A 22,999-nucleotide genomic window follows, 5' to 3' on the forward strand; every position below is an offset into this window, starting at 1 on the left:
GGGTGGTCGTCCGCCCCGGGTGCCCGGCACACCGTCAGGCTTCGGGCGCCGGGGTACGGGTATCGGCCGGGACGATCAGCGGTGTGCCCGTGACCGGGTCGGGGATCACGATCCCGGCGAGCCCGAACACCTCCCGGACCAGCTCGGCGGTGATCGTCTCGGCGGGGGTGCCGGCGGCGGTGATCCGGCCGTCCTTCATGGCGACGACATGCGACGCGTAGCGGGCCGCCTGGTTGAGGTCGTGGAGTACGGCGACGATCGTGCGGCCCCGCAGATGGAGGTCGTGGAGCAGATTGAGGACCTCGATCTGATGGGCGATGTCGAGATAGGTGGTCGGCTCGTCCAGCAGGATCAGCGGAGTCTCCTGGGCCAGCACCATCGCGATCCACACCCGCTGCCGCTGGCCGCCCGACAGCTCCTCGACCCGGCGGGCCGACAGATCGGCCACCCCGGTGGCGGTCAGGGCGTCCAGGACGGCCGCCTCGTCCTCGCGCGACCACTGCCGCAGCACCCGCTGGTGCGCGTACCGGCCCCGGGAGACGAGTTCGGCGACGGTGATTCCGTCGGGCGCGATCGCGGTCTGGGGCAGCAGGCCGAGCCGCCGAGCCGCCTCCTTCGGCGGATAGGAGGCGATGTCGGCACCGTCGAGGACGATCCGCCCGGCCGCCGGCGGGAGCAGCCCCGCCAGGGCGCGCAGCAGGGTCGACTTGCCGCAGGCGTTCGGGCCGATGACGACGGTGAACGACCCCGGAGGCACCACGAGCTCCAGATTCTCGACGACGGTCCGGCGGCCGTAGCGCAGGCTGAGCCCTTCGGCTCCCAGCCGGGCGTCGGCGACGGCGGGCCCGCCGGGGCCGACGGCGCGGCCTGCCTTGTCGGTGGAGGCCGGGTTTTTGGCGTTCTCGGCGGGCGCGGTGGACGGCTCTGTCGTCATGTCCGGTTTCTGGCTTGGTGGATGAGGAGCCAGACGAGATAGCCGCCACCGAGGACGATGGTGACCACGCCGACCGGCACGGTGAGCGGAAGGACGTGCTGGGCGATCAGATCGGACCCCAGGAGGAGTACCGCGCCGACCGCCCCGGCCGCCCCGAACGGGATTCCGGGGGAGCGGGTGAGCCGCCGGGCGATCTGCGGCGCGGCCAGGGCCACGAACGCGATCGGCCCGGCCACCGAGGTGACGACGCTCACCAGCCCCACCGCGACCACGATGGCGGCCGGACGGACCCGGGCCACCCGGACCCCGGTCGCCCGCGCGGCGTCGTCGCCCAGATCCAGCTGGCGCAGCGACGGGGTGAGCAGCGGTATCAGGGCGAGCAGCAGGACGATGCAGATCCCCGCGGGGACCGCCGTGGTGACGGTGACGTTGTTGAGGGTTCCGGCCCCCCACGCGGACGCGAAGAGGGCGGTCTCCAGCTCCGCCCGCAGCAGCATCCAGGTGTTGAAGGAGGAGAGCACGGCGGAGACGCCGATCCCCACCACGATGAAACGGAACCCCTGCAGTCCGTCGCGGTAGGCCAGCAGATAGATCGCGACCGCCGCCAGCAGCCCGCCGATCAGCGAACCCGCCGTCAGCAGCGGCCAGCTGCCGCCGAGCATCAGCAGCGCGATCAGCATGCCGGTGAAGGAACCGTTCGCCAGACCGATGATGTCCGGGCTGGCGAGCGGATTGCGGGTGAGGGTCTGGAACACCGCCCCGGCGACGGCGAGCGCGGCACCGAACAGCACGGCCGACGCGGCACGCGGCAGCCGCCATTCGAGGACCACCGTACGGGCGAAGCCCCCGGTCTCCCCGGTGATGACGCCCAGCACCTCGGCGGAGGACAGCGGGAAGTCGCCCAGGGCCAGGGCGAGTACCCCGAGGACGGCGGTCACGGCGCAGATCAGCAGGGTGACCGCGAAGGACCGGGCGCCCAGGACGAGATGCAGCCGGTCCGGTCCGATCACGAGCCGACGTCTGCCGATGTCGAGCGGCGCCCGGCGCACGGCCGTAGAGGGCGCCCCGGGGCGGTGCTCCGGCGCGCTCACAGGCCGCTCGCCTGCGGACGGCGGACGAGGGCGATCAGCACGGGCGCTCCCAGGAAGGCGGTGACGACTCCGGCGGGCATCTCGCTCGGCAGGACCGCCACCCGGCCGAGGACATCGGCGAGGACGACCAGGGCCGGGGCGACGACCAGTGAGCCGAGGACGATCCGGCGCTGGTCGGTCCCGACGGCCCAGCGGACGAGATGCGGCACCATCAGACCGACGAAGACGATCGGACCCGCGACGGCGGTGGCGCACCCCGCCAGCAGGGTGACGGCGGCCAGGACGGCGATCCGGATCCGGCGTACGTTCACGCCCTGGGCCCGCGCCACGTCGACGCCGAGGGCGACGGAGTTGAGCCCGGGGGCCGCGGCGACGGCCAGCAGCAGCCCGACGACGACCAGCGGAAGGACCGGGAGCAGCACGTCGAAGCCGCGTCCCAGCAGGCTTCCGGCGCTCCAGCCCCGCATCCGGTCGAAGGCGTCGGGGTGGGTGAGGGTGAGTCCGGTGGTGAGCCCGGCGAAGACCGCGCCGACCGCCACACCGGTGACGGTCAGCCGGACCGGGCCCGCGGCGTCCCGTCCGGTGGCGCCGACCCCGTAGACGATCGTGGTCAGTACGAGGGCGCCCGCGCAGGCCAGCCAGACATAGCCGAACGGGCTGGTGACACCGAGGAAGACGATGCCGACGGCGACCGCGAACGCGGCCCCCGCGTTGACCCCGAGGATCCCCGGGTCGGCCAGCGGATTGCGGGTGAACGCCTGGATCAGCGCGCCCGCGACGCCCAGTGCCGCGCCGACCAGGACGCCCGCGACCGTACGCGGTACGCGCTGTTCCCAGACGACGAACCGGGATTCGTCGCTGCCCCCGCCCAGCAGGGTCTCCAGCACGGTCGACGGGGACAGCGGGTTCGCGCCGACCAGCAGGGAGAGGGCGACGGCGACGGCGAGTACGACCGCCGCGCCGGTCACCCGGGCGGGGCGGGGCAGCACGGAGGCCCGTTTCGTGCCTTCGGTTCCCGTACCTACACGTGTCAGGGCCATGGAGGGCTACTTCGCGGCGGTGAGGATGCGGTCGAGGTCGTTGAGAACGGCCTGGCCGCCGAGCGGGCCGACACCGGAGATCCAGAACGACTGGTCCACCACATGCGGTGCCGGGAACGTCTTCGCGTTGTCGCGGATCGCGTCCGGGACGGCGTCGGCCGCCTCGACGTCCGCCGCGGTCACCAGGACGAGATCGGCCCCGGCGTCACGGACCCGCTCGGGGGAGAGGTCCACCGAGATCGAGTTCTCCCAGTCCCGGGCGGGCGTGGTGAATCCGGCGCATTCGAGGGTGCTGCCCGCGAAGGACGTGGGGCCGTACAGACTCAGCACCCCGTCGCGGGGCCGGATGAGCTGGGCGGTTCTGCCCTTGGTCCGGTGCTCGCCGGCCACCTCGGTACAGCGGGTGCGGTAGTCGCCGAGCAGCCTGTCGGCGCCCTTCTCGTCCCCGAGGGCCCGCGCGACCAGCCGGACGTTCTCGGTCCAGGGGTCGGTCTGGGTGGCCATGAAGACCGTCGGGGCCACGGACGTGAGCCGCTCGTAGAGGGCCGAGTGCCGGGACTCGGTACCGAGGATGAGATCCGGCTTCAGGGCGGCGATCTTCTCGATGTTCGGCTCCTGGACCGTCCCCACGGTCTTGATCCCGGCCGCCTTCTCACCGAGGTACGGGGGGACGCCGGTCTTCTCGTTGAGCACCGCGGTGCCGACCGGTACGACTCCGAGGGCGACCGAGGTGTCCAGTTGGACCGGCTCCAGGGTCACCACGCGCTTCGGCTCGGCCGGCACGTTCGCCGTACCCCGGGCGTGCTTCACCTCGTGCTTGCCGGAGTGGCCGCCGGAGCCGTTCGCCGAATCGCCGTCACCACTGCCGCACGCGGTGAGCGCGAGGGCGGCGACGGCGGGCAGGGCGAGGCCGGCGAGCAGCCTCCGCTTGGCAGGACCGGTTCTGGGCGGCATCGGATGGTTCCGTTCCGGGAGAGGGCGAAGCCGTAGGCAACTTAGCTTAGGCATGCCTAAATTAGCATTGGCTGATTTTCGGTCTTACGGCTGTCCACCGGCTAAGACGAGCCGAGGTGGTTCAGGACGTCCGGATCCTGTCGTGCCAGTAGCCCTGCGCGTGCAGCCGGTCCGGGGCGATCCCCGCGTCCCGCAGCCGGTCCCGGAGCCGGGCCACCCGGGTGCTCTCGGTGGCCAGCCAGGCGTAGAACCCCCGGCCGAGCGCCGCGGCTTCGGCGCCGTACGCACGGGCCCAGGTGTCGATCTCCCCGAACAGCGGCCCGGCGGGATCCCCGCCATGACGGCGGCGGACCGTGACGGTCCCGCCGTCCGGCGCGGCGCCGACCGCCTCGGCGTCCGCGTCGTCTTCCGCTTCGAGGAAGATCTCCGCCCGCACCGACGCGTCGAGCGTCGAGACGATGTTCCGGATCGCCGGGAAGGCCGTCTCGTCCCCGGCGATCAATACCCGGGTCGCGGGCCCGGGTTCCCACTGGATCCCGTGCGTCGGCCGCCCGGGACGCGCGTCGGGCCCGGAGACGAGCACCCGTTCCCCCTCCCGGGCCGAGAGCGCCCAGGCACTCGCCGGGCCGGGCCGGGTGTGTACGAAGAAGTCCAGATCGACCTCGCGCGGCCCCGGCCGGACGGCGCTCGGGGTGTAACTGCGCATGGTCGGCCGCTCGGCGGCGGGCAGCTCGCGCCACCGGCTGCGCCAGCGCGCCTCGGGGAGCAGGTCCTCGTCGAAGACCGCCGGATAGCCGCCGTCCGGAATGAGTATCTTGACCCGCTGGTCGAGGCCGTAGGGGGCGAACACGTCCAGCCGGGGCCCGGTCAGGGTGAGCCGGACGAATCCGGGGGAGGGCCGCCGCACGGCGCGTACCCGGGTCTCGAACAGGACATTGGGCGAGGTGTCGAAAGACGGTGACATGGGGCTCGGACTCCAGCCGGCAGCAGGGGAAAGCCCGCCGGGCCGGGAGGACGTCCGTCCCGGCGAGCGCCGTCGGCGGGGGCGCACCGCCACGGTGGCCGCCCCGGAACCCGGCACGGTCGAGATCCCACGGCGCATCTCCCGGCGGAGGGGAGCCGATCGTGACACGGCCCCGCCCGCTTCATCAAACGGGCCCGGCCTTGGGGACGGGGGCCCGCGACGTGCGCGCCTGCTCCGGGCGGATCACCGCGCCCGGCGGTGTGCCCGCCCCCGACAGGCCGGGGGCGGGCACACCGGCAAGGCTCAACGGCGGATCGGGGAGGGGAGCTCGACGTGGGTGATCCTGGTGTTGAGGCCGCTGTCCCGCAGCCTGCCGTGCTCGTCGAACGCCTCGGGGCCGTCCGACATCCCGAAGTCGTTGTCGTTGATCAGAGCGAGGGTGTCCCGGCCGACCAGGGCCGCGCCCTCGACCTTGCCCGGTACCCCGGGGATCTTGCCGAGATCCACCACGAGCCGCTTGGGCAGGACGTCGATCCCGGCGGCGGCCGGGTCCTCGGTCTGCTCGTAGCTGGGGGATGTGGTGACCTCGTCCCAGCGGCTGTCGAGGATGCCCTCGCCGCTCGGCAGGGTCACCCGGTGCAGCCGGGCCGTACGGTCGGTGCGCTCCTGGACCAGGACCGTCCTCGCGTCCACCGCGACCAGGGCCGAGACCTTCAGCTCCGACTGGTCGGTCTCCGCCGGGTCCACCACGTTCACCGGGTCGACCCGGTACGCGTACTCGGCGGTGACCTCGCCCTCCTCGGGCGAGAACCGGAGCAGCCGCAGATTGCGGGACGCCTCGCCGGCGGGCTTGTCGGGTACCAGCAGCGGGCTCTGCACCGCGATCAGCAGATCGCCGCCGGGAAGGAGGGTCAGCGCCTCGAAGCCCCGGTTCTGCTTGCGGTTCAGCAGGATCGACGGCAGCGCCTCGACCACCGGATAGTCGGCGCCCTGCAGCTTCAGCCCCTCGGGGACGTAGCGGGCCAGCACCTTGCCCTTGGGGGAGACCTTGACGAGGGACGGGCTGTACTCGTCGACCAGCCAGAACGTGCCGTCGGCCGCCCTGGCCAGACCCTCGGTGTCGAGCCCGTTCGGGTTCGTGGCCAGGGGCGTCCGGGCGTCGTAGGTGAACGGGGCCTCGTCCCGGGAGAGCTGGTTGGGCAGTCCGGTCACCGGCTTTCCGGACCGGGTGGTGATCGGGACGGCGCCGAGTACCCGGACCCGCTCGCCCTCGACCTTCACCCGCACGATCGCGGGGTTGAACTCCGGTACGGCGAACGTCCGGCGCTTCTTCCCGGCCACGGTGATCAGCCCGTTCGGGCCGCGGTCGGTGAGGGCCCAGAACTCGCCGGGGCGGTCGGCCGGGTAGAGATCGCTGCCGATACCGAGGTCGACGCCCCGGTCGTCGGCGATCGAGCCGGGGATCAGTCCGTTGCCGAACTCGGCGAGCGGTATCTCGTCCAGTACGGCGGAGCCGGTGACCACGGGCGCCTCGGCCCGCTGCGCGGAGTCCGGACCGGAGCCGGAGGAATCCATGGTGGCGTTGGCGGTGAAGGCCACTCCGCCGATCAGGGCGAGCGGCAGACCGACCGTGACGGCGACCCGCACGGGCCGCGAGAGGCGGAACCGGGACCGGGACCGGGATCGTGCTCGGGGTGACATCGGAACCTCCTGGTGGGGCAGGACCGGACGGTGACCGGTGATCCCGGTCCCGCATGGCGAACCGACTCTGCCGCACACCCCCGGCTTGTGGACCGTGTACTCGTCGGTACGGCCGAAGGTCACCTCTCGGACCTCGTCCACCCCTGGAGTTGACCCGCATTTCACCCGGATTACCGGTCCCGCGGAGGCTCCTTCCGTACGATCGTGGCTGAAATGCATAGGCCATGTTGGTCGGTGCTTGTCGGTGCTTCGTGGTTCGAGGCATTGCGGGCGGACCGGGCGGGCTCGGCCGGATTCGCCCCGGTTCACGGACGGTACGCCGGTTCCGTTCCCCGTCGAAGGCCGCCGCCGGACAGCGGAACGGAGCCGAACGGACCGGCGGGAGACATGACGGACCGGCCCGGACCGCGAGGGTCCGGGCCGGTCCGTCCGCCGGACGGAACGCGGTGGGCTCCGGTGTCAGTCCGCGCGGCCCGACCGGCCCGCGGGGACCTCCTCCCGGTCCGGTGCCGGGTCGGGGGACCGGTCCGTGGCCGACTCCCGGGGTACGGCCGCCGGGGCGGCCGGGCCCGCCGACCGGTCGTAGAGGGAGCCGATGACGACCACCACGGCTCCCGCGACGAGGATGAGGGAGACGCCCCAGGTGGCGTGGGACGCGCTGGCGCCGACGATGGCCAGGGCCGCCAGGGGCGCCAGACCGCCCGAGAACGCGGCCCCGAGCTCCCGCCCGGTGCCGACTCCGCTCACCCGGACGTCCGCCGGGAACTGCCGGGAGAGGAAGGAGCCCTGCGGGGCGAACATGGCCGGTGCCAGGATGCCCGTCGCGATGATCAGACAGAGCCAGATCACCACGGAGTTCCGGGTGTCGAGCAGGACGAAGAACGGGAAGGCGAAGAGCGCCGAGGCGATCCCGCCGCCCGCGAGCACCTTCCGGCTGCCGAAGCGGTCACTGGCCCAGCCGAAGAACGGTACGGCGACGATGGCGGTGGCGCTGGCCAGGGTGACGCCGAAGGCGCCGACGCTCGCCGAGACGTCCTGGAAGTCCGCGAGATAGGCCAGGGAGAAGGTCTTGAAGATATAGCTGAGGGCGTTGTAGCCGAGCGAGACGGCCAGCACCACCAGCAGGCCGCGCCGATGCTCCCGCAGCAGGGTGACGAGCGGCATCTTCGGGGCGGCGTCCTGCTTCTGCTTCTCCTTGGTCCGGTGGAAGTCGCCCGACTCGGGCACCCGGCGGCGCACCCACAGCCCGATCCCCGCGAGGGCGAAGCTCGCCACGAACGGCACCCGCCAGGCCCAGTTCAGCAGGGTCTCCTCGTCCAGGCTGGTGAGGAGCGTGACGGTCAGCGACGACAGCAGCAGGCCGAGGTTGAGCCCCAGGGCCGGCCAGGCGCCCTGGCGGCCGCGCCGGTTCTCGTCGGCGTGCTCGTAGGCGACCACCGCGGCGCTGGCGTACTCGGCCCCCGAGCCTAGGCCCTGGAGGATGCGGAGGACCACCAGGGCGACGGGTGCCGCGACGCCGACGGTGTCGTAGGTGGGCAGTAGTCCGATCAGCCCGGTGGAGACGCCCATCAGGACGAAGGTGATGATCAGTACGTTGCGCCGGCCGATGCGGTCGGCGAGATGGCCGAACAGGACGCCGCCCAGGGGGCGGGCCAGGAATCCGGCCGCGAAGGTCGCGAAGGCGGCCATGGTGCCGGCCGCGTCGTCGGTCTGCGGGAAGAAGATCTTGCCGAAGACCAGTGCGGCCATGGAGGCGTAGAGATAGAAGTCGTACCACTCCAGCGCCGAGCCCACGATGGTGGCGGTGGCGACGCGGCGGCGGGCGACGGCGGGGGATGTTCCGGGGTCCTGCGCGGCTTTCTGCGGGGCGTGCTCCATGTGCTGTCCTCGATCACCGTTCAAAGAGAGGGGAAGAGACGGGGAAGGGGGGGTGGGGGGTGGGGTTCCGCCGGGGGGGCGGGTTGGTGAGCGGCCGGACCGCGGCGAAACGGTCCGGCGCCCGGAAATCGGAACTCGGAGAACCGGGAAAAGGGGTTGGCGGAAGGGTGGTGGGGACGTTCGCGGTCAGACCGCGGCGGACTCCTGGCGTACGGTCCGGGCGGACTCCTGGTGACCCAGTTGCTCCAGCACGTCGGCCGCTATCCGGCTGCCGATGTGGAGGCTCGACGTGGCCGCGGGGGACGGCGCGTTGAGTACATGGACGGCGCGCGGCGTGCGGCTGATGACGAAGTCGTCGACCAGCCGCCCGTCCGCTGTGACCGCCTGGGCGCGGACCCCGCTGCCGTGCCGCCGCATGTCCCGGCTCTCGATCTCCGGCAGCAGCCGCCGGACGTCGCGGACGAAGAGCGGCCAGATCAGCGACCGGCTGATCTCGGTGACCCCGTGCCGCCAGAAGCGCCGGGCGAGACCGCGCAGGGCCGGGTCCCGCAGGAGCTCGCCCACCAGGCGGGGGTCGACATCGCGCCAGCGGTAGCCCTGGCGGGCGAGGGCCGGTACGGCGTTGGGACCCACATGGACCGAACCGTCGAGCATCGGGGTGATGTGGACGCCGAGGAAGGGGAGTTCGGGGTCGGGCACCGGATAGACGGGGTTGTTGACCAGTCCCCGGCGGCCGGGCCTGATCTCGGCGTACTCGCCGCGGAAGGGCATGATCCGTACCGCCGGACGGTCACCGGCCGCCGCCGCGATCCTGTCGCTGTGCAGACCCGCGCAGTTCACCAGGGTCCTGGCGCGGATCTCCCCGCCCGGTGTGCGGATCACGGTCCGGTCCCCGGCGGTGGCGAAGGAGAGAGCCGGTGATCCCGTACGCAGTTCGGCTCCCAGCTCCGTCAACTCGGCCGCCAGCGCCCGGCACACCGCGCCGAAGTCGGTCATCGCGGTATCCGCGACCGACAGCGCGGCCACCCCGGCGATATGCGGTTCCCGCTCGGCGAACTCGGCCCGGCTCAGCCTGCTGACGGTGACGCCGTTCGCCCGGCCGCGCTGCGCGAGCGCGTCCAGGCCGGGGAGCTGGGACGCGGCCGTGGCCACCACGAGCTTCCCGGTGCGCTTGACGGGCACCCCGTGCTCCTCGCAGTACCGGATCATCGCCTCGCCACCGGCCCGGGCCAGCCGGGCCTTGAGGGAGCCCGGCGCGTAGTACAGCCCGCTGTGGATGACATTGCTGTTGTGCCCGGACTGGTGGGCACCCCAGTGGTCCTCCTTCTCCAGGACCGTGACGGAGAGTTCGGGCCGGGCCCGCAGCAGCGCCCGGGCCGTGGCGAGCCCGAGCAGCCCTCCTCCGATGACGGCGACGTCGACGGCGTGTGACATCCGGCAGCCCTTCCGGTGGCGGGAACAGAGAATGCGCAGCGACTGTATACATTCGCTGCGAATGAAGAGTGAATGTATACAGCCGCTGCCTGAGTACACAAGGGATAGAGTGATCAGGTGACCCGAGCAGCCCGGACCCCCAGCACGAGCAACAGCGCCGGCGTCATCGCCGATCGGCTACGCACCTCCATTCGCGACGGAGGGCTGCTCCCGGGCACCCGGCTGGTGCAGGAGAAGCTGGCGACCGAACTGAAGGTGAGCCGGATCCCCCTGCGCGAGGCGCTGCACGCGCTGGCGGCCGAAGGGCTGATCGAAGTACAGCCGCGGCGCGGCATGGTCGTCGCCGAGCTGAGCCGCGGCGAGATCGCCGAACTCTTCGAACTACGGCTCCAGATGGAGCCGCATCTGGCCGATGAGATCGTCCGCGGTGCCCGTGACCGGGACATCGACGAACTCCAGGAACTGGCCGACGAGATGCGCCGCCGGGGCGCCGACGCCGCGAGCCGGGCGTCCCTCAACTACGAGTTCCACCGGCGCGTCTACGCCCTCTCGGAGCGACGGCTCACGCTCCGCTTCGTCGATCAGCTGCTGCATCTCGTGGAGCCGTACAGCCGGCGCTGGGTGCGCTCCGGCCACGACCTCGAACGCATCGACGCCGAACACCAGCGGATGGTCGACGCCCTGCGCGACCGTGACGCGGCGGCGCTCCGCCGGGTGATCACCGCCCATGTCGAAGGCGCCCGTGATCATGTGATGGCCGCGCAGAGCGCGAGCTGACCCGCGGCCGACCCGCCGGGCGCCGCGGGCCGTCGCGCCGCCCGCGGCGGCGTTTTCCGAGGCCGGGCCGGATTCCCTGGGGTCTCGACGGCGCCGACGGCACGGGCGGCGCCGCATGGGCGAGGGCTACTTCTGGGCGTGCTGCCCGACGTAGAAGAGCAGCCAGACGAAACCGGCGAACAGATGCGTCCCGAAGATGTAGAAGAAGACGCGCAACGCCACGCCCTTCTCCTTGCGCTCCTCCTCGTCCACCTCGTTCGTCCTGCCGCGGCCGTCCCGGGCGCCGCTCATGAGGTTTCCTCTTCCGCCGCCGGACCGTCGTCCGGCTCCAACCCGTGATCGCGGACCGTCCGCAGCGCGTCGGCCAGTTCGTCGGCGGCCCATGCCTCTTCCACGGCGTCACCGGCCTCCCGGGCGGCCAGCAGTTCGGCCCGCGCCTGCCGGACCCGCGCACGCGCCGCTTCCTCGAACCCCGGCACTCCGCCTCCCTCGCCGATGCGATCTTGTGAATTGCAGAACTCTGCAAGTCTAGCGGCAGAGTGCCTGTCGGCACCTCGGCCGGAAGGTGTCGAGGGGCGGATCGAACGGGGTTCGCCGCCCCCGGGCAGGCGGTAGCCCGAAAGACCGAAGCGGCGCGAGTGCTCGTGTCGGCGGCGGCACGAGTACGGCCTCCGCCGGTCCCGGGCCTCGGTGACGAGGCGCGGAACGGGGCGGAGGCCGTAGCGGAACGGGCCCCGCCGCGTCAGGACGCGCGGCGGGAACCGTCCCGAGTGGTGCCGGGCGGGCCGGAGGCCGGTCAGTTCATCCGCTGGCGGCGGCGGCCGAAGAGCAGGGCGCCCACGGCGAACGCGGCGGCGCCCGCCGACGCGGACACGGCGACCGCGGTCGAGGGTCCGCCGGTCTGCGTCGCGGCGGAGGCCGGCGCGGGGGCGTGCTCGTCTCCGCCGTGCCCGGCGTGGCTGACGGTCGAGCGCGACGCGTTCGCGTCGATCGCCGTCTGGCTGGGGGCCTTGGCGGTGGCCGCGGACGCGTTGCCGTAGACGACGTCCGAGCAGCCGTAGAACGCCTCGGTGCTGTCATGGCGCTGCCAGACCTTGTAGACGATGTGGCGGCCGGTGCGGGCGGGGAGCGTGCCCGTGAACCGGTAGTAGCCGTTGTCGCTGGCGCGAGGCGTGGAGTACGTGGCCACCGGCGTCGCGTCGAGGTCCGACCACTTCAGCGGCTTCGTCGGGTCGAAGCCCGGCTTGGTGATGTACATCTTCATCGTGCCCAGATGGGCCGCGGTGATCCTGACATTGAAGTTGTAGGAGCCCGCGGAGACCGATGTGGCGGGCCAGTCGGTACGGGCCCAGTCCAGGGCGCGGTACTTCTGGCGGTTGGCGGAACAGAGCTTGCCGTCGGGGATGATCTGCTGGTGCTTCCCGTCGGCGTTGGCGATGTTCACCTCGTTCCAGTCGTAGAGGGGCTGGGTGCCCGAGTCGGCGACGAGATCCTTGCAGACCTTGGATTTCGGGGTCTCCGGGCCTTCGGCGAAGCAGGCGCTCACCCGGCTGGCCGGACCGAAGACGGAGCCGTGCGCGGTCGCGGGGGAGGGGGTCAGGGACAGCAGCGTCGCGGCGGACGCGACGGCGGACGCGGCGGCGATACGGCGGCGTATGGCAGACAAGATGGCAGCTCACTCTCGTACGTGTATTGGGGACGTCGGGAGGTCTTCGTCAACACCGGCCCGTACGTGGGGTGTTGGGCCGATGAGTTCTGCCCTGGCAGGATCGCATTGGTACATACCAATAGCAAGAAGGTATGTGCTCGGACGTCCGACTAGTTTCTCCGGTGGCTCCGTCCGCGGCCGGTGGCCCGGGGCGGGACGCGGGGCGCGGCGCCGGGCGGCGGCAGGCGGGCGGGCGCCGGGCCGGGACGGGTGGGGCGCGAGTGTCCGACGGTCCGTACGGCCCCCCGCACTTCCCCCGATTGCCCGCGCGGGCAGCCGTATAACCTGGGGAAATGCTGACAGAAGTGACAGCGACCCGGTATGTCACGCCCCTGCGTGAAGGCGGTTCGCTCCCCGGGATCGTCGAGGCCGACGACCTCGGTACGTACGTCATGAAGTTCACCGGCGCCGGACAGGGGCGCAAGACGCTGGTCGCCGAGGTGATCTGCGGCCAGCTCGCCCGGCGGCTCGGGCTGCGGATTCCCGAGCTGGCGGCGATCGAACTGGACCCGGTGATCGGGCTCGGCGAGCCCGACCAGGAGGTACAGGAGCTGCTGAAGGCCAGTGGCGGCCTGAACCTCGGGATGGACTATCTCCCGGGATCCATCGGCTTCGATCCGCTGGCCTACGAGGTGGATCCCGCCGAGGCCGGCCGGGTCGTCTGGTTCGACGCCCTGATCAACAATGTCGACCGCTCCTGGCGCAACCCCAATCTGCTGGTCTGGCACGGCGACCTCTGGCTGATCGACCACGGGGCCACCATGATCTGGCACCACAACTGGCCCGGCGCCGAGGCGTCCGCGGCCAAGCCGTACGACGCCTCGGACCATGCCCTCGCCCCCTTCCGGCCCGAAGTGGAGGCCGCGGCCGACGCGCTCGCCCCGCTGGTCACCGAGGAACTGCTGGCGGAGGTCACGGCCGACGTACCGGACGCATGGCTGGTCGACGAGCCCGGCTTCGGCTCCACCGACGAGGTCCGCCGTGCCTACGCGCGGGCCCTGCTGTCGCGGGTCGCGACGATCCACGAGCGGATCGTCCTCGACGAGCCGTCGAAGCCCCGGCCGTCCCGGGCCCCCGGCTGGCTGGCCGGCCGGCTGCCGGTGACACGTACCCGGGCCGGGTCCGCGCCCGAGGGGTCCCCACCCGCGTCCGGCGCGGGGGAGCGTACGGGCGGAGCGGGGGCGGGCGCATGAGCGAGCGGGTCGTCTTCGAGTACGCGCTGGTGCGCGTGGTGCCCCGGGTCGAACGCGGGGAGTGCTTCAACGCGGGCGTCGTGCTGTACTGCCGCGCCCACTCCTTCGTCGGGGCCCTCACCCAGCTGGACGAGGTCAAGCTGAAGGCCCTCGATCCGGCCGCGGACACGGCCGGAGTACGGGCCGCCCTGCGCGCCGTCGAGGGGGTCTGCGCGGGCGGCGACGAAGCCGGGCAGGCGGCCCGGGACGACGCGGGGCGCCGGTTCCGCTGGCTGGTGGCGCCCCGTTCCACGGTCGTGCAGCCGGGGCCGGTCCATACCGGTCTCACCGCGGATCCCCGAGCCGAGCTGGACCGGCTGGTGGAGCTGCTGGTGCGATGAGCCCGCGGCGGTGCCCGCCGGTGGCGCCGGTCGATGGCGCCCGCGCCCGTACGCCCGTTCCGGTCGGCGGACGCGGCCCCGGCGCACCCGGTGGGCCGTTGACACCGGGTGCCCCGGCTTCTAGCGTCACGTCAGCGGAACGATACTAAGCGGTCGCTCATCCGGCTGGCGTACCCGCTGCGCGTGGTACGTACCTCCTGACGGCACCCGTGACGGGACCTCCGGACGAGCCCCGCCCCAGGGCGAGGAGAAGCAGTATGTCCACCACCGAACAGCGTGTCGCCGTCGTGACCGGTGCCGCCCGGGGCATCGGTGCCGCCACCGCGGTCCGGCTGGCCGCCGACGGCCGGGCCGTGGCCGTGCTCGATCTCGACGAGACGGCCTGCGAGGAGACCGTCGGGAAGATCGTCGCGGCGGGCGGCCGGGCCCTCGCCGTCGGCTGCGACGTCTCGGACTCGGCCCGGGTCGAGGCCGCCGTCGCCCGGATCGCCGGGGAACTCGGGCCGCCCGTCGTTCTGGTCAACAACGCGGGCGTGCTCCGGGACAATCTGCTCTTCAAGATGAGCGAGTCCGACTGGGACACCGTGATGGACGTCCATCTGAAGGGCGCGTTCCTGATGTCCCGGGCGTGTCAGAAGTACATGGTCGACGCCGGGTTCGGCCGGATCGTCTCGCTCTCCTCGTCGTCGGCGCTCGGCAACCGGGGCCAGGCGAACTACGCGGCCGTGAAGGCCGGGCTCCAGGGGTTCACCAAGACGCTCGCGAAGGAGCTGGGGAAGTTCGGGATCACCGCGAACGCGGTCGCCCCCGGCTTCATCGCCACCGAGATGACCGCCCAGACGGCCGCCCGGGTCGGGATGGGCTTCGAGGACTTCCAGGCCGCGGCCGCCACCCAGATCCCGGTCCAGCGCGTCGGCCGTCCGGAGGACGTCGCCGGGGCCATCGCGTTCTTCGCGGGAGACGACACCGGATTCGTCTCGGGACAGGTGCTGTACGTCGCGGGCGGACCGCTCGACTGACCGGAGGAGCGATCATGCCGAACGAGACAGCGACGACACCGGAGACGGCCGGGGCGAGTGGGGTGGAGGTTCCCGACAGCGGACGGGTCGCCCTGGTCACCGGTGCCAGCCGGGGCATCGGCTATGCCGTCGCCGAGGCGCTGGTGGCCCGGGGCGACCGGGTCTGCGTCACCGGCCGCGACGAGGAGAACCTGGCGGCGGCGGTGGCCGCGCTCGGCCCCGACCGGGTGATCGGCGTCGCGGGCCGGGCCCATGACGAGGCCCATCAGGCGGTGGCCGTGGAGCGGGTGATGGACGCCTTCGGGCGGATCGACTTCCTGGTGAACAACGCGGGCACCAACCCGGTCTACGGGCCCCTCGCCGACCTCGACCCGGCGGTCGTCCGCAAGGTCTACGAGACCAATGTGGTCTCGGCGCTCGGCTTCGCCCAGCGGACCTGGCACGCCTGGCAGCGGCGACACGGTGGCGCGATCGTGAACATCGCCTCCGTCGCCGGACTCGCGCCGTCGCCGTTCGTGGGCGCGTACGGGATGAGCAAGGCGGCCATGGTGAATCTGACCCTCCAGCTGGCCCACGAGTTCGCTCCGGGGGTCCGGGTCAACGCCATCGCGCCCGCCGTGGTGAAGACCCGGTTCGCCCGGGCGCTCTACGAAGGGCGGGAGGCGGAGACCGCCGCGGGCTATCCGCTGGGGCGGCTCGGCGTGCCCGGGGACGTGGGGGGCGCCGCCGCGTTTCTCACCTCCGCGCAATCCGATTGGATCACAGGGCAGACGTTGGTCCTGGACGGCGGTATGTTCCTCACAGCCGGAGTGCATTGAGCCATCGCGCCGAGGCCGTGTCCGCACGCGCGCACGGCCTCGTGCGGCACGGACGGAGGGGTCCGCAGGGACCCGGACGCCGTCGCCCCGTGAGGCGGATGCCCTGCCGGAAACCGTGTGTTGACCCGGCGGGGCACTTCGGTGGGGTCCGCCGGATCCAGGTCGAACGAGGAGCGTGCGCACGTGTTCTACCGGAACTGTCTGCGGGGTGTGGGGGCCCTGGCGACCCTCTCCCTCCTGGCTGGATGTGGACTGTTCTCCGACGCCGAGGCCGAGGGGAACCGGCGGATCGTCGTCGGGACGATCAGTGAGCCCTCCACCCTCGATCCCGCCGCCGCGTACGACGGCTCCTGGGAGTTGTACCGGAATGTCTTCCAGACCCTCCTCAGCTTCCCGACCGGCAGTACGACCCCCCGCCCGGACGCCGCCTCCTGTGCTTTCACCGACACCACCAACAAGGTCTACCGCTGTGAGCTGCGCCGGGATCTGACGTTCTCCAACGGGGAGAAGCTGGACGCCCGGGCCGTGAAGCACACCGTGGACCGGATCCGCACCATCAAGTCCGATACCGGACCGCAGGCGCTGCTCGGGTCCCTGGGCACCGTGGAGACCCAGGGCGACCGGATCGTGATCTTCCGGCTGAAGGCCCCGGACGCGACCTTCCCCTTCATCCTGGCCACCCCCGCCCTCTCGCTGGTGCCGCCGGGCGAGTACCCGGCCACCCGGCTCAGATCCGACGGGAAGCTCACCGGATCGGGGCCGTACGTCCTCGACTCCTACACCAAGGGCGAACGGGCCGAACTCGCCAAGAACCCCGACTACAAGGGGTTCGCCGACCGCAAAAACGATTCCGTGACCATCCGGTACTTCAAGAAGTCCGATGAGATGATCAACGCGCTGGCGATCCGGCAGATCGACGCGGTCTACCGCGGTCTGACCGCCGACGAGGTCACCGAACTCCAGAAGGGCATGCCGGAGTACAACCATCTGCGACTGGTGGAGACGGTCGGCTCCGACATCCGCTACCTGGTCTTCAACGCCGAGGACCCGGTGGTCGGAAAGCTCGCGGTCCGCCGGGCGATCGCCCAGGTGATCGACCGCGGCCGGCTCGTCGGCACCGTCTACCGGGGCACCGCCGAGCCGCTGTACTCGATGATCCCCAAGGGCATAACGGGGCACACCACCAAGTTCTTCGACGTCTACGGGGAGCCCGATACGAAGAAGGCGCGGAAGATCCTCCGGGACGCCGGTATCGACACGCCCGTCGAGCTGGAGTTCTGGTACACGACCGACCGGTACGGCACCGCGACGGCGGCGGAGTTCGCCGAGATCAAGCGGCAGCTGGAGGCCACGGGCCTCTTCGAGGTCACCGTGCGGGGCAAGCCGTGGGCGGAGTTCCAGCAGGGGTACGCGGCCGGGAAGTACCCGGCCTTCGGCCGCGGCTGGTTCCCCGACTTCCCGGACCCGGACAACTTCGTCGCCCCCTTCGTCGGCGAGCGGAACGCGCTGAACACCCCGTACGACAGCCCCGAGATCACCGGGACACTGCTGCCGGAGGCGCGGCGCGAGAGCGACCGGGGAGCGGTGGCGAAGCAGTTCGGCCGGGCCCAGGAGATCTTCGTCGAGGACGTCCGGCATCTGCCGCTCTGGCAGGGCAAGCTGTACGTCGCCACCACCGATGACATCGGCGGCGCCGACCGGGCCATGGACCCGCAGACCGTGATGCTGATGTGGGAGCTGTTCCGTAAGGGCGAGTGGTGATCCAATCCCTCGCACACTCCGTCGACCAGGAGTCTTCCGGTTGGCGGGACCGTTGTCAGTGGGCCCCGGTAGGTTCTGTGTTCGGTAACACGACGCTTTCCGGAGGTTCTTGACGTGACCGACACCGACCTGCTGCCCGAGTCCTGGCGGGGAGTCCTCGGCGACGAACTGCAGAAGCCCTATTTCAAGGAGCTGACCGAGTTCGTCGAGGAGGAGCGGGCCAAGGGGCCGGTGTATCCGCCGCGCGAGGAGGTCTTCGCCGCCCTGGAGGCCACGCCGTACGACCGGGTCAAGGTCCTCGTGCTCGGCCAGGACCCGTACCACGGGGAGGGCCAGGGCCACGGCCTCTGCTTCTCGGTGCGGCCCGGGGTGAAGGTCCCCCCGTCGCTCCGGAACATCTACAAGGAGATGCACGCGGAGCTGGGGCTGCCCGTCCCGGACAACGGCTATCTGATGCCCTGGGCGCAGCAGGGCGTCCTGCTGCTGAACGCGGTGCTCACGGTCCGGGGCGGGGAGGCCAACTCCCACAAGGGCAAGGGCTGGGAGAAGGTGACGGACGCGGTGATCAGGGCCGTGGCCGAGCGGCCCGACCCGGCCGTCTTCGTCCTCTGGGGGAACTACGCGCAGAAGAAGCTGCCGCTGATCGACGAGGAGCGGCATGTGGTGGTGAAGGGGGCGCACCCCTCGCCGCTGTCGGCGAAGAAGTTCTTCGGCTCGCACCCCTTCACCCAGATCAACGAGGCGGTCGCGGCCCAGGGCCATGAGCCGATCGACTGGCGCATCCCCGACCTGGGCTGATCCTCCGGACGACCCGCGCCCCCGCCCGTTCCGGGCGCGGGCGCGGGCGCGGGCCGTTCCCGGGCTCGCGGTACGGGGCCGGGGCGCCGTCGGCCGTCGTCGGCCGGGCCGGGCCCCGCCGCCCGGCCTGCCCCGGTTCGCGGCGTTCTGCGGCTACCGTCGCTTCCAGTGGAACCGGTGGCACCGGGTGGGGCGGACGGCCCTTCGCGGCGCCGCCCGTCAAGGCGCGGGAGGCAGCGGTGACCCAGCAGCGGGCGTACGACGACGTCCTCGGGACCCGGATCGGGCAGACGGCCATGCTGCTGCACGGCGGCGACCGGGAGGAGGCCCGGCAGCGGTTCGGGGCGCTCTGGGCGGAGATCGGCGAGTCCGGTGCCGCCCTCCACCGCTGTACGCTCGCCCGGTATCTCGCGGACGCCCAGGACGACCCCGGCGATACGCTCGCCTGGGATCTGCGGGCCCTCGCGGCGGCCGAGAGCGCTCCGGCGGAACCGCCGGAGGCGGCCGGACGGGAGCTGCGCGCGCTCCGGCCCGTACTCCATCTCGATCTGGCCGCCGACTATCTGCGACTGCACCACCCGGAGGCGGCCCGGCTCCATCTCGACCGGGCCCGGGCGGCGCTGGGAGCCCTGGGCGATCCGGCTGACGACGACTACGCCCCCGGGGTCCGCCGGGCACTCGACCGGTTGACCCGCCGCCTCGACCAGGACGGCGGGGCGTCGCGGGGGAGCTGACCTGACCCGGCGGCGCCGGGGTGGCGGCCGGGGCCGTGGCGGCGCCGGTCAGCGGCGGGCCGCGTCCCGGCAGATCCGGGCCTGGGGGCTGTCGGGCGGCCAGCCGCCGTAGGTCTCCGCCAGGCCGCAGACGTCCGGGACCGTGCTCGGGGTCACCCGGAGCGCCGGTGGACGGCGGGGCGGTACCCGGCGCGGACGGTCGTCGGGGACGGTCCGGGCGGCGGGCGGCGCCGGGCGGTCCGGCCGCGCCGGCTCGGCCGGGCGCGCGGAGGACGACGGGGTGGGCCCGGGCGGCCGGTCCAGGGACTCCACCGCGGGCTGCCGGACGATATGGGGCCGTACGACGACGGGCGGCGGGGCGTTCGTCCGGGTCGCGGGGCCGGACCGCGGCGGATCGGCGGGTGACACGCTCACGCAGCCGGTGACCGCGAGGCCCGCGGCGGCCCAGAGGGTGAGCGTGCCCAGGGTGATGGCGGAGTTCGTCGTCGGGGGCACCCCGCCACTCTGGTGGGCGCGAGGGCGCGCGTGCCGTCGTACGCGCGGAGTTTGCTTCGTACGAGTGATGCGCCGCTGCTCCGGCGGTGACGGGCTCAGCCCGCGGCCGGTCGTCCCGGGGTGCCGAGCATGCCGCCGAGGAGTTCCGCGAAGCCCGACCGGAGTTCGTCGAGCCCCGGGACCTCCGCCTGGTACGACCCGGCCGCGCAGGTGAACATCAGGCCGTCCGTCCAGGCGATCAGGGAGAGGGCGTGCCGTTCGGGCGCGGTCGACCCGGCCCCGGTGAGCAGGGCGATCAGGGGGGCGCGCAGCCGGGCGCCGGTGGTGTCGTAGATCGCCCTCAACTCGGGGCGGCGGGTGGCCTCCAGGGCCAGTTCGTAGCGGGCCACCACCAGGGACCGGTGGTGCGCCAGACAGCGGTGGAGGGCGAGCGCCAGCGCGTCGGCGACGGCCGCGGGACCGCTGCCGGGCCCGGGGAGTTCATGGATCCCCAGGACGGTGCCCTCGCGCTCCGCGAGCCGGCGTACCGCGATCTCCAGCAGGGCGAGCCGGGTACGGGCGGTATTGGAGGTCGAGCCCTGCGGGAGGCCCGCGGCCTCGTCCACGGCGCGGTGGGTGAGCCCGCGCATGCCCCGTTCGGCCAGCAGTCGCAGGGCCGTATCGGCGATCAGCCCGGCTCGGGACACGGCGGGTGCCGGGCGGGTCGGTCCGGCGGGGGTTCGGGGCGTCATGACGGTCAATCTACCGCCCCCACTACGGCTGTAGTAGCGTGCCGTTCTACTACGGCTGTAGTCGACCTGTGAGGAGTCATCATGCCGAACCGGCGCGCCCTGGTGATCGGCGGCGGAGTCGGCGGACTGACCGCGGCCGTCGCCCTCCACCGGCGCGGCTGGCGGGTCACCGTGCTCGAACAAGCCGCCGCCCTCGAACCCGTCGGCGCCGGAATCGGCCTCGCCCCCAACGCCCAGCGCGCCCTCGACACCGTCGGGCTCGGCGACGAGATCCGCGCCCTCGCCGCCTGGCAGGGCGACGGCGGACTGCGCACCCCCGCCGGCCGATGGCTGGCCAGGACCAGCGGCGAGGCGCTCGCCGCCCGCTACGGCGGCCCCATGGTGCTGCTCCACCGCGCCACCCTGCTGGACCGGATCCTCACCCGGCTGCCCGAAGACGCGGTCAGGACCGGTACCGCCGCCCGGGTCACCGACCCCGGGACCGCCGGGGGACGCCCGGCCGTGGTCGCCGTCGGGGACGCCGAGGAGGAGGCAGACCTGGTCGTCGGCGCCGACGGCATCCACTCCGGAGTACGCCGGTTCCTCTTCCCCGCCCACCCCGGACCCCGCTACTCCGGCTTCACCAGCTGGCGCATTGTCGTCCCCGGCCTCCCCGGCGGCATCCGGCCGCACGAGACCTGGGGCCCCGGCCGGATCTGGGGCAGCCAGCCCATGAAGGACGGCCGGATCTACGCCTACGCGGCGGCCCTCGCCCCCGCCGGAACCCGCGCGCCCGACGAGAAGGCCGAACTGCTGCGCCGGTACGGCGACTGGCACGACCCGATCCCGGCTCTCGTCGCCGCGGCCGAGCCCGGCGGCGTACTCCGCCACGACATCCACCACATCACCGATCCGCTGCCCGCCTTCCACCGCGGCCGGACCGTGCTGATCGGCGACGCCGCCCACGCCATGGCCCCCACCCTCGGCCAGGGCGGCAACCAGGCGATCGAGGACGCCGTCGTCCTCGCCCACCACTGCGCCCCCGACGCCGACCAGGGCGCCGCCCTCGCCGCGTACACCGCCGACCGGCTGCCCCGCACCACCGCCGTGGTCCGCGAGGCGGCCCGGATCTGCCGGATCCAGTCGCTCGGCGCCGCCCCCGCCGTCGCCCTCCGGGAGAACCTGATCGCCCTCGCCGCCCGGCTGGTCCCCGGCGCCGCCCTGCGGGCCTTCGACGGGATCGCCGACTGGCGGCCACCGGGCCGCACGTATGCTGACCGGACCCGGAACGGGTGACGGTCCGGCCGGTCCCGTACGGGTGACCGGACGGCACCGCGGCGAGGGGCCGGCGGCGGTCGGCGGTGGCAACAGGAGGCTCAGTGAAGGTCGGCTGCATCGGACTCGGCGACATCGCCCGAAAGGCATATCTGCCGGTCCTCGGCACCCTTCCGGGCGTCGAACTGCATCTCCAGACCCGTACCCCCGCCACCCTCGCCCGGGTCGGCGACGAGTACCGCGTCCCCGCCGGGGCGCGCCACACCGACCTGGAGTCGCTGATCGCCGCCGGGCCCGACGCGGCCTTCGTCCACGCCCCCACGGCGAGCCACTCCGGGATCGTCACCGCCCTCATCGAAGCCGGGATCCCCACCTACGTCGACAAGCCGCTGGCCTACGAGATCGCCGAGGCGCGGCGGCTGGTGGAGCTGGCCGAGGCCCGGGGCACGACGCTCACCGTCGGCTTCAACCGGCGGCTCGCCCCGGCCTACGCCCAGTGCGCCGATCATCCGCGCGATCTGATCCTGATGCAGAAGAACCGGGTCGGCCTCCCCGAGGACCCCCGGGTCTTCGTCTTCGACGACTTCATCCATGTCGTCGACACCCTCCGCTTCCTCGCCCCCGGCACCATCACCCATACCGATGTCCGCGCCCGGATCGAGGACGGACTGCTGCGCCATGTCGTCCTCCAGCTCTCCGGCGACGGCTTCACCGCCATCGGCACGATGAACCACATGAGCGGATCGGTCGAGGAGATCCTGGAGGTCTCCGGCCAGGACACCAAGCGCGAGGTGCGCAATCTGGCGGAGATCGTCGACCACAAGGGGCAGCCGAGCGTACGGCGCCGGGGCGACTGGGTGCCCGTCGCCCGGCAGCGCGGCATCGAACAGGCCGTCCTCGCCTTCCTCGACGACGTCCGCGCGGGCCGGGTCCCCGACGCCCGGGACGCCCTGCGCACCCATGAACTCTGCGAACAGGTCGTCGTCCGCGCCCTCGAACAGGCCCGGTGAGCCGGGCGGCCAGGCCGTCTCTTGTGGATCTTGCCGGGCTCGCCCGCCCCGGCACGCCCGCTCTCCCCTGTCGCCCTTCGGGCACGGGAGGGACCCCCGGCGTTGTCGTCGGTCGCCGACGGCCCCCTGCGCCCGGCGGCGCGGGTGGAGGCACCTCCCGGGCGGAGCCCAGGGCGCGTACCCCCACCGCGTGGACTCGCCCCCCGGGCCCTGGCGGCCCGGAGGAACCCCCGTCCTCCGCCTTGCGACCGCACGCACCAGACCCCGCTCGCCCATCCGGCCCGATCCCCCAGGAACTCCCTACCCCGGTACCGGTTCCGGTTCC

Annotated in this window: 23 protein-coding genes; 10 read left to right on the forward strand and 13 right to left on the reverse strand. The window is 72.7% G+C overall.

Annotated elements, in window-relative coordinates; genetic code table 11:
• Positions 1-34: 34 nt before the first annotated feature.
• From ABZ714_RS17055 to lhgO, 8 genes are all read right to left on the reverse strand, one after another.
• Positions 35-934: an ABC transporter ATP-binding protein gene (locus ABZ714_RS17055; protein ID WP_358826022.1), complete on the reverse strand. Its 900-nt coding sequence runs from the start codon at positions 932-934 to the stop codon at positions 35-37.
• Positions 931-1,983 carry an iron chelate uptake ABC transporter family permease subunit gene (locus tag ABZ714_RS17060; RefSeq protein WP_358826023.1) on the reverse strand — a complete coding sequence of 351 codons (1,053 nt, stop codon included), beginning with the start codon at positions 1,981-1,983 and terminating at the stop codon, positions 931-933. The genes ABZ714_RS17055 and ABZ714_RS17060 overlap by 4 nt, the downstream gene beginning before the upstream one ends.
• A 38-nt stretch (positions 1,984-2,021) precedes the next feature.
• Positions 2,022-3,065, reverse strand: a complete 1,044-nt coding sequence (locus ABZ714_RS17065) for an iron chelate uptake ABC transporter family permease subunit (RefSeq protein WP_358826024.1) — start codon at positions 3,063-3,065, stop codon at positions 2,022-2,024.
• A 6-nt stretch (positions 3,066-3,071) separates the two neighbouring features.
• Positions 3,072-4,019, reverse strand: coding sequence for an iron-siderophore ABC transporter substrate-binding protein (locus tag ABZ714_RS17070; protein ID WP_358826025.1), 948 nt, complete (start codon positions 4,017-4,019; stop codon positions 3,072-3,074).
• A 121-nt stretch (positions 4,020-4,140) separates the two neighbouring features.
• Positions 4,141-4,983, reverse strand: coding sequence for a siderophore-interacting protein (locus tag ABZ714_RS17075; RefSeq protein WP_358826026.1), 843 nt, complete (start codon positions 4,981-4,983; stop codon positions 4,141-4,143).
• Between the two features lie 303 nt (positions 4,984-5,286).
• Positions 5,287-6,558: an esterase-like activity of phytase family protein gene (locus ABZ714_RS17080; protein ID WP_358826106.1), complete on the reverse strand. Its 1,272-nt coding sequence runs from the start codon at positions 6,556-6,558 to the stop codon at positions 5,287-5,289.
• A 585-nt stretch (positions 6,559-7,143) separates the two neighbouring features.
• Entirely contained in the window at positions 7,144-8,562 is a 1,419-nt protein-coding gene (locus ABZ714_RS17085) for an MFS transporter (protein ID WP_358826027.1), read from the reverse strand.
• Positions 8,563-8,748: 186 nt separating this feature from the next.
• A complete protein-coding gene (lhgO, locus tag ABZ714_RS17090; RefSeq protein WP_358826028.1) occupies positions 8,749-9,996 on the reverse strand; it encodes an L-2-hydroxyglutarate oxidase in 1,248 nt (415 codons plus the stop codon).
• A 117-nt stretch (positions 9,997-10,113) separates the two neighbouring features.
• Between lhgO and ABZ714_RS17095 the strand changes: the two genes are divergently transcribed.
• Positions 10,114-10,773, forward strand: a complete 660-nt coding sequence (locus ABZ714_RS17095; RefSeq protein WP_358826029.1) for a GntR family transcriptional regulator — start codon at positions 10,114-10,116, stop codon at positions 10,771-10,773.
• A gap of 126 nt (positions 10,774-10,899) precedes the next feature.
• On the opposite strand, the gene ABZ714_RS17100 is transcribed toward ABZ714_RS17095, so the two are convergent.
• The 3 genes from ABZ714_RS17100 to ABZ714_RS17110 form a co-directional block, all read right to left on the reverse strand.
• A complete protein-coding gene (locus ABZ714_RS17100; RefSeq protein WP_358826030.1) occupies positions 10,900-11,064 on the reverse strand; it encodes a DUF6126 family protein in 165 nt (54 codons plus the stop codon).
• A complete protein-coding gene (locus ABZ714_RS17105; protein ID WP_358826031.1) occupies positions 11,061-11,252 on the reverse strand; it encodes a hypothetical protein in 192 nt (63 codons plus the stop codon). Before ABZ714_RS17105 ends, ABZ714_RS17100 begins: the two co-directional genes overlap by 4 nt.
• A 317-nt stretch (positions 11,253-11,569) precedes the next feature.
• Positions 11,570-12,439, reverse strand: a complete 870-nt coding sequence (locus ABZ714_RS17110; protein ID WP_358826032.1) for a lytic polysaccharide monooxygenase — start codon at positions 12,437-12,439, stop codon at positions 11,570-11,572.
• Between the two features lie 335 nt (positions 12,440-12,774).
• Between ABZ714_RS17110 and ABZ714_RS17115 the strand changes: the two genes are divergently transcribed.
• The 7 genes from ABZ714_RS17115 (at position 12,775) to ABZ714_RS17145 (ending at position 19,184) form a co-directional block, all read left to right on the forward strand.
• Entirely contained in the window at positions 12,775-13,674 is a 900-nt protein-coding gene (locus ABZ714_RS17115) for a HipA family kinase (protein WP_358826033.1), read from the forward strand.
• On the forward strand, positions 13,671-14,054 hold the full coding sequence (locus ABZ714_RS17120) for a DUF3037 domain-containing protein (RefSeq protein WP_358826034.1): 384 nt from the start codon (positions 13,671-13,673) through the stop codon (positions 14,052-14,054). The genes ABZ714_RS17115 and ABZ714_RS17120 overlap by 4 nt, the downstream gene beginning before the upstream one ends.
• Before the next feature lie 257 nt (positions 14,055-14,311).
• Positions 14,312-15,073: a 3-oxoacyl-ACP reductase FabG gene (gene fabG / locus ABZ714_RS17125; protein ID WP_358826035.1), complete on the forward strand. Its 762-nt coding sequence runs from the start codon at positions 14,312-14,314 to the stop codon at positions 15,071-15,073.
• A gap of 14 nt (positions 15,074-15,087) precedes the next feature.
• Entirely contained in the window at positions 15,088-15,891 is an 804-nt protein-coding gene (locus ABZ714_RS17130; protein ID WP_358826036.1) for an SDR family oxidoreductase, read from the forward strand.
• A 183-nt stretch (positions 15,892-16,074) separates the two neighbouring features.
• A complete protein-coding gene (locus tag ABZ714_RS17135) occupies positions 16,075-17,652 on the forward strand; it encodes an ABC transporter substrate-binding protein (protein WP_358826037.1) in 1,578 nt (525 codons plus the stop codon).
• A 114-nt stretch (positions 17,653-17,766) separates the two neighbouring features.
• Positions 17,767-18,450, forward strand: a complete 684-nt coding sequence (locus ABZ714_RS17140; protein WP_358826038.1) for a uracil-DNA glycosylase — start codon at positions 17,767-17,769, stop codon at positions 18,448-18,450.
• Positions 18,451-18,689: 239 nt separating this feature from the next.
• A complete protein-coding gene (locus tag ABZ714_RS17145; RefSeq protein WP_358826039.1) occupies positions 18,690-19,184 on the forward strand; it encodes a hypothetical protein in 495 nt (164 codons plus the stop codon).
• A gap of 48 nt (positions 19,185-19,232) precedes the next feature.
• Here the strand turns inward: ABZ714_RS17145 and ABZ714_RS17150 are convergent, their stop codons facing one another.
• On the reverse strand, positions 19,233-19,679 hold the full coding sequence (locus ABZ714_RS17150; RefSeq protein WP_358826040.1) for a hypothetical protein: 447 nt from the start codon (positions 19,677-19,679) through the stop codon (positions 19,233-19,235).
• Between the two features lie 95 nt (positions 19,680-19,774).
• A complete protein-coding gene (locus ABZ714_RS17155) occupies positions 19,775-20,410 on the reverse strand; it encodes a TetR/AcrR family transcriptional regulator (RefSeq protein WP_358826041.1) in 636 nt (211 codons plus the stop codon).
• A gap of 81 nt (positions 20,411-20,491) precedes the next feature.
• On the opposite strand from ABZ714_RS17155, the gene ABZ714_RS17160 reads away from it, so the two are divergent.
• On the forward strand, positions 20,492-21,685 hold the full coding sequence (locus ABZ714_RS17160; protein ID WP_358826042.1) for an FAD-dependent monooxygenase: 1,194 nt from the start codon (positions 20,492-20,494) through the stop codon (positions 21,683-21,685).
• Between the two features lie 83 nt (positions 21,686-21,768).
• Complete coding sequence (locus ABZ714_RS17165) at positions 21,769-22,674, forward strand: Gfo/Idh/MocA family oxidoreductase (protein ID WP_358826043.1); 906 nt, start codon at positions 21,769-21,771, stop codon at positions 22,672-22,674.
• The last annotated feature ends 325 nt before the right edge of the window (positions 22,675-22,999 follow it).

Origin of the sequence: Streptomyces sp. NPDC006798 (assembly GCF_040635975.1) — a bacterium.
Classification (GTDB): Bacteria; Actinomycetota; Actinomycetes; order Streptomycetales; family Streptomycetaceae; genus Streptomyces.